The organism is Marinobacter sp. UBA2498 (genome assembly GCF_002341575.1).
GTDB lineage: Bacteria > Pseudomonadota > Gammaproteobacteria > Pseudomonadales > Oleiphilaceae > Marinobacter > Marinobacter manganoxydans.
Map to the genome: position 1 here is coordinate 1 of NZ_DDOI01000105.1, position 6371 is coordinate 6371.

8 protein-coding genes are annotated in these 6371 nt (G+C 58.6%); all 8 read left to right on the forward strand.

The annotated features are described in order from the left end of the window. On the forward strand, nt 1-321 hold a 321-nt coding region (gene mlaD / locus B2W52_RS14665; protein WP_286803667.1), incomplete at its 5' end, for an outer membrane lipid asymmetry maintenance protein MlaD. Between the two features lie 32 nt (nt 322-353). Then, nucleotides 354-1007 carry an MlaC/ttg2D family ABC transporter substrate-binding protein gene (locus B2W52_RS14670; RefSeq protein WP_273071648.1) on the forward strand — a complete coding sequence of 218 codons (654 nt, stop codon included), beginning with the start codon at nt 354-356 and terminating at the stop codon, nt 1005-1007. Continuing rightward, nucleotides 1004-1336 (forward strand): STAS domain-containing protein, encoded by a 333-nt coding sequence (locus tag B2W52_RS14675; RefSeq protein WP_273071650.1) that lies wholly within the window; start codon nt 1004-1006, stop codon nt 1334-1336. Before B2W52_RS14670 ends, B2W52_RS14675 begins: the two co-directional genes overlap by 4 nt. A 103-nt stretch (nt 1337-1439) precedes the next feature. After that, nucleotides 1440-1682, forward strand: coding sequence for a BolA family protein (locus B2W52_RS14680; RefSeq protein ID WP_008170179.1), 243 nt, complete (start codon nt 1440-1442; stop codon nt 1680-1682). Nucleotides 1683-1710: 28 nt separating this feature from the next. Further along, nucleotides 1711-2973 carry a UDP-N-acetylglucosamine 1-carboxyvinyltransferase gene (gene murA, locus B2W52_RS14685; RefSeq protein WP_273071652.1) on the forward strand — a complete coding sequence of 421 codons (1263 nt, stop codon included), beginning with the start codon at nt 1711-1713 and terminating at the stop codon, nt 2971-2973. 40 nt (nt 2974-3013) lie between these two features. Then, the gene (gene hisG, locus B2W52_RS14690) at nt 3014-3655 is read left to right on the forward strand and encodes an ATP phosphoribosyltransferase (RefSeq protein ID WP_008170183.1); all 642 of its coding nucleotides are present in this window, start codon (nt 3014-3016) and stop codon (nt 3653-3655) included. Nucleotides 3656-3708: 53 nt separating this feature from the next. Beyond that, nucleotides 3709-5013, forward strand: coding sequence for a histidinol dehydrogenase (gene hisD, locus B2W52_RS14695; protein WP_053112670.1), 1305 nt, complete (start codon nt 3709-3711; stop codon nt 5011-5013). A gap of 243 nt (nt 5014-5256) precedes the next feature. After that, on the forward strand, nt 5257-6309 hold the full coding sequence (hisC, locus tag B2W52_RS14700; RefSeq protein ID WP_273071655.1) for a histidinol-phosphate transaminase: 1053 nt from the start codon (nt 5257-5259) through the stop codon (nt 6307-6309). Nucleotides 6310-6371: the final 62 nt, after the last annotated feature.

The following is a 6371-nucleotide window of genomic DNA, read 5'->3' on the forward strand; positions in this document are numbered from 1 at the left end:
GCCAATTTCAACGATACTAGCGGGCTTACGCCCCGGGGGCGGGTCTCCATGGCCGGGGTGACGGTTGGCACCATCGAGTCCATCAGCCTGAACAAAGAGACGTTCCAGGCCCGGGTGGAAATGTCGATTCACTCGGATGTGGACAATATCCCGTCGGACAGTTCCGCAGTTATACGTACATCCGGCCTGCTCGGTGAGCAGTACATTGATATATCGATCGGGGCCGAGATGGATTCGCTGAAAGAGGGTGATACCTTCTATTCCACCCAGTCGGCCATGAACCTGGAGCGACTGATCAGCAACTTTGCATCGGGCCGCTGATTCGGGCCGGGAAGATTTAACAGGAGATCCTGATGTTTGCACTGAAACACCACATTCTGCTCGGCCTTCTGATGGCCCTGGTTCTGGTTACGCCGGCGCAGGCAGGCGAAGCGGAGGATCTCCGCCAATACGTGGATGAGAACACCCAGCGCCTTGTGGAAAAGCTCAATGAAGAGCGCGGTCTTTATGAGGAGGATCCCGAAGCCTTCTATGAAAGCATGGACCAGGCGCTGACGGACTTTGTCGACTTCCGCCGCATTGCGGCCCGGGTGATGGGCCGCTACGCCCGCCAGACCACGCCCGAACAGCGGGACGAATTCGTGGTCAAGTTCAAGCGCAGCCTGTTTGACAGTTATGCGCAGGCTCTGGTGAATGCGGAAAACTTCGAGATCCAGGTCAAGGAAGCGACCATCAACCCCCAGAGCGACGAGCGCGCGTCGGTACAGATGGAAGTCATCAGCGCCTCTGGAACCCGCTACCCGGTCACCTATTCGATGTACAAGAACGCCGACGGCAAATGGCTGATGGAAAACATCATCGTTGAAGGCGTAAACATCGGTCTGGCGTTCCGGGATCGGTTCAGCCAGGAAATGGAAGAAAACCGTGGCCAGATTCAGGCGGTCATCGACGGCTGGAGCGATGCCGTTGAGTCCCTGAACCTGGACCAGGAAGTGGATAAATCATGACCGCAGGGCTGCCCCGGGTCCAGCTCTCCGACGGCGCTCTGATCGTCTCGGGCGAGGTGACCACAGATACTGTGATCAGCCTGAGAAAAGAGGGTGAAAAGCTGATCCGGTCGGCATCCGGCGATCTGGTTGTCGACCTGGATGGTCTGGTCACCGCCCACAGTGTTGTGCTGTCGATGTTGCTCTGCTGGCAGCGCCTCGCCGCTCAGTCAGGCATTGCCCTGTCGTTCAAGGGTGTCAGTGGCCGTTTGGCGTCATTGGCGGCCCTGAGCAACCTCGACGGCCAGCTCGCGGGGTTCGGTCCGGAATCCGTTCATCCCGCCCACTGACTTTTCCGGCCCCGGCCCTTTGTTTGCCGGACAGTAAAGCTGACCCGAGCGCCGGAATTGGTTACAATCTCGCCCCTGATTTCATAACACCCGAGGATTTTCTATGGATGCCGCCCAAGTCACCGAGCTGGTCAAAGAAGCATTGCCCGGCTGTGAAGTTCAGGTACAGGTTGATGGTACCCATTACCTGGTCGTCGTGGTGGGGGATGTATTCGAAGGCCTGCCGACCATCAAACGCCAGCAGCTGATCAATAAGGCGCTGTTCCAGCAGATCATGGATGGCTCAATTCACGCACTTCATCCGAAAGCATTTACTCCGGCTGAATGGGCTGAGCGCCAGGGCTGAATGGCCCGGACAAAACAGGATATTTATTGTGGATAAACTTCTGATCAGGGGCCGCAAGCCTCTGGATGGTGAAATCCGGATTTCCGGTGCCAAGAACGCTGCGCTGCCAATCCTGGCAGCCACTTTGCTGGCAGACGAGCCGGTGACCGTGGGCAACCTGCCGCACCTGCACGACGTAACCACCATGATCGAACTTCTGGGTCGCATGGGCGTTGAAGTGATTATTGATGAGAAAATGAGCGTGGAAATTCACGCCAATACCATCAAGCATTTCCACGCACCGTACGAGCTGGTGAAAACCATGCGTGCCTCAATCCTGGTATTGGGTCCGCTGGTGGCTCACTTCGGCGAAGCAGAAGTCTCCCTGCCAGGCGGCTGTGCAATCGGCAGTCGTCCGGTGAATCTGCACATCCACGGCCTGGAAATGATGGGTGCGGAGATCAAGGTCGAAAATGGCTACATCAAGGCCAAGACCAACGGTCGCCTGAAGGGCGCCCACATCTTCCTGGACACCGTTACCGTAACCGGCACCGAGAATCTGATGATGGCCGCTGCCCTGGCAGACGGAAAAACCATCCTGGAAAACGCGGCCCGCGAGCCGGAGGTTGTTGACCTTGCCGAGTGTCTGATCGCCATGGGCGCAGATATTAAGGGCCACGGCACCGCCACCATTGAGATCAACGGTGTTGAGCGCCTGCACGGTTGCCATTACAACGTGCTGCCAGACCGTGTTGAAACCGGCACCTACCTGGTGGCTGCTGCTGCAACCGGGGGCCGGGTGAAGCTCAAGGATACCCGGGAAGATCTGCTGGAAGCCGTTGTGCTCAAGCTTGAAGAGGCCGGCGCCCACATCAATACCGGCCCGGACTGGATTGAACTGGACATGAAAGGCAATCGCCCGAAAGCGGTGAGCCTTCGTACCGCGCCTTACCCGGCGTTCCCCACGGACATGCAGGCGCAGTTCGCCGCCATGAACGCGGTAGCCGAGGGCACGGGCACCATCGTGGAGACCGTGTTCGAAAACCGGTTCATGCACCTGCAGGAACTGATCCGCATGGGTGCGGACATCGCGCTCGAGGGCAATGCCGCCATCATCAAGGGTGTGGACCACCTCACCGGCGCGCCGGTTATGGCCACGGACCTCAGGGCCTCGGCAAGCCTCGTCATTGCCGGCCTCATGGCCGACGGCGATACCATCGTAGACCGCATCTATCACATAGACCGCGGGTACGAATGTATTGAAGAGAAACTGCAGTTGCTGGGTGCCACCATCCGCCGCCTGCCAGCGTGAAAGACATCTATCCAGACACTACGGGAAACCGGAAGAATCCATGACAGATTCCATAACCATCGCCTTGTCGAAGGGACGAATCCTGGAAGAGACCCTGCCGCTGCTCGCAGAAGCGGGCATTGAGCTGATCGACGACGTCAAAAAGTCGCGCAAACTGGTGTTCCCGACAACGGATCCCCATGTGCGGGTATTGATCATCCGGGCCACCGACGTGCCGACCTATGTTCAGTACGGCGGGGCGGACCTTGGTGTGACCGGCAAGGACGTGCTGATGGAGCATGGTGGGGAAGGGCTGTATGAGCCACTGGATCTGAACATTTCCCGGTGTCGCCTTATGACCGCCGGCCCAAAAGATCAGACTCCGCCATCCGGTCGTATCAAGGTGGCAACAAAATTTGTAAACCTGGCCCGCCGATATTACTCGGCCCAGGGCCGTCAGGCAGACATTATTAAGTTATACGGTGCCATGGAGCTGGCTCCGATTCTCGGGCTGGCCGACGAGATCGTCGACATTGTCGACACCGGCAACACGCTGAAGGCGAACGGCCTCGAGGCCCGGGAACTGATTGAACACATCAGCAGCCGGCTGGTGGTCAATCGTGCCTCCATGAAGATGAAACACGAGCGTATTAACCCCATAATCGAAAAGATGTCCGCAGCTGTGGATAAACGCCGGACCTGATGTCAGGGCCGGCCAGAGTCAGTTAGTCGTTAATCCCATACAGGATTTGAGTTATGACCGCCAAGATCACCCGATTGAACGCTTCCCAAAGTGACTTTAATGATGCGTTGGCCAAACTTTTGGCCTGGGACGACAGCGTTGATCATCAGGTGAACGAGTCGGTGCGCCACATCCTGCATGAGGTGAAAACCCGGGGTGACCAGGCGGTTCTGGAATTTACCGAGAAATTCGATCGCCTGAAGGTTGGGTCCGTCGCCGAGTTGGAAATGGACCAAAGCCGTTTGCAGCAGGCCCTGGACGCGATTCCCCAGGACCAGCGGGTTGCCCTTGAAAAAGCGGCTGAGCGAATTCGCGACTACCACGAACGCCAGAACCAGAAGTCCTGGCAGTATGAAGACGAAGACGGAACCGTGCTCGGCCAGAAGGTAACGCCGCTGGATCGGGCGGGTCTTTACGTGCCCGGCGGGAAAGCCGCTTATCCGTCATCCGTGCTCATGAACGCCATTCCCGCAAAGGTCGCGGGTGTCAGTGAAGTCGTGATGGTTGTTCCGACACCGGATGGTGTGGTGAATGACATGGTCCTGGCCTCCGCAGCGATTGCCGGTGTTGACCGGGTCTTCACCGTTGGCGGTGCCCAGGCCGTGGGCGCGCTCGCCTATGGCACAGAAACCATTCCTGCCGTTGATAAAATCGTCGGCCCCGGCAACATTTTCGTCGCCACCGCCAAGCGCGAAGTCTTCGGCGTTGTCGGCATCGACATGATCGCCGGCCCCTCGGAAATCCTCGTGATCAGCGACGGCAAAACCGACCCCGACTGGATCGCCATGGACCTGTTCTCCCAGGCAGAACACGACGAGCAGGCCCAGTCCATCCTGATCAGCCCGGATGCCGAATTCCTGGATGCCGTCGAAGCCAGCATCAACAAACTGCTGCCAACCATGGAGCGCGCCGACATCATCCGCACCTCCATGACCGACCGCGCCGCGCTGATCCAGGTCGCCGATCTGAAACAAGCCGCCGAAGTCTCCAACCGCATCGCCCCGGAGCACCTGGAGCTGTCGGTCGAAGACCCCGAGGCCATGCTCGAAGACATTCGCCACGCCGGCGCCATCTTCATGGGCCGCTACACCGCAGAAGCCCTGGGCGACTACTGCGCCGGCCCGAACCACGTGCTGCCCACCAGCGGCACCGCACGGTTCTCTTCACCGCTGGGCGTTTACGACTTCCAGAAGCGATCCTCCATCATCGGCTTCAGCGCTGCCGGTGCTGATCGAATGGGGCGTGTGGCGTCGGTTCTTGCCCGTGGCGAGGGCTTAACCGCCCACGCCCGGTCGGCGGAATATCGTATTAAAGATTAAAAGACTTCACCCCCTATGTATGCAGGGCGGCGGGCAGCTCAATCTCCGAGAATGTCGGCGGCCATGGATGGCCGACGCCAAGCGCACATGGGTGTGGCAGAGCGATGATGAAGCGGAGCTTCATGCGATAGCCACACGACAGCAATCTGAGATTGCTGGCCGGACCCGCTTGCGGGTGCTCGTAGCGGTTCTCGGAGATTGAGCTGCCCGTCGCCCGTCTGCACCAAACGGAGTGCAAAAGCTATGAGCAAATTCTGGAGCCCCCTGGTAAACGACCTGGTTCCGTACGTACCAGGCGAACAGCCAAAAATGGCCAACCTGGTGAAGCTGAACACCAACGAAAACCCCTTCGGCCCCTCACCAAAAGTCATCGAAGCCATCCAGGCCGAACTGAACGACGGCTTGCGCCTCTATCCGGATCCGGAAGGCGAAAGCCTGCGCCAGACTATCGCGGCGTACAACAAGGTAAAGCCGGAACAGATCTTCCTCGGCAACGGCTCCGATGAAGTCCTGGCCCACATCTTCTTTGGCCTGTTCCAGCATGGCGAACCGATCCTGTTTCCGGACATAACTTACAGCTTCTATCCGGTTTACTGCGGCCTCTATAACATCGAGAGCAAAAAAGTACCGCTGACAGAAAGCTTCGAAATCAACCCGGACGACTTCAAGCAGCCCAACGGCGGCGTGATCTTCCCGAACCCGAATGCGCCAACCGGCCGGTATCTCGAGCTGCAGCATGTGGAAGAAATCCTGGCTGCCAACCCGGACCGCGTCGTCGTTGTGGATGAAGCCTACATTGATTTCGGCGGTGAGTCGGCGATCACCCTGGTCGACAAGTACCCGAACCTGTTGGTCTCCCAGACGCTCTCCAAGGCGCGGTCACTGGCCGGTTTGCGGGTAGGTTTCGCCGTCGGCCACCCAGACCTGATCGAGGCCCTGAACCGGGTGAAGAACAGCTTCAACAGCTACCCGCTGGACCGCCTGGCCCTGGCCGGCGCGAAGGCGGCCTACGAGGATGAAGCCTGGTTCCGGAAGTGCTGCGAGGGCGTGATCTCCGAGCGCGAGCGTGTAATTACCGCCCTCGAAGATCTTGGATTCGAGGTGTTACCCTCCAAGGCAAACTTCATCTTTGCCCGTCATAAAGATCAGCCGGGCGAGGTTTTGGCCAAAGGCCTGAGGGAGCAGGGTATTATCGTCCGGCACTTCAATAAGCCCCGAATTAGCGAATTTCTGCGAATCACTATTGGCACTGTTGAGCAGAATGATGCTTTGATTGAGGGGCTCCGGTCCCTCTAGCCTGCTAAGTTGGCGGGTAGAGTGAGGCAGACGCCCCTTCCCGGGAACCGCTACGAGCACAT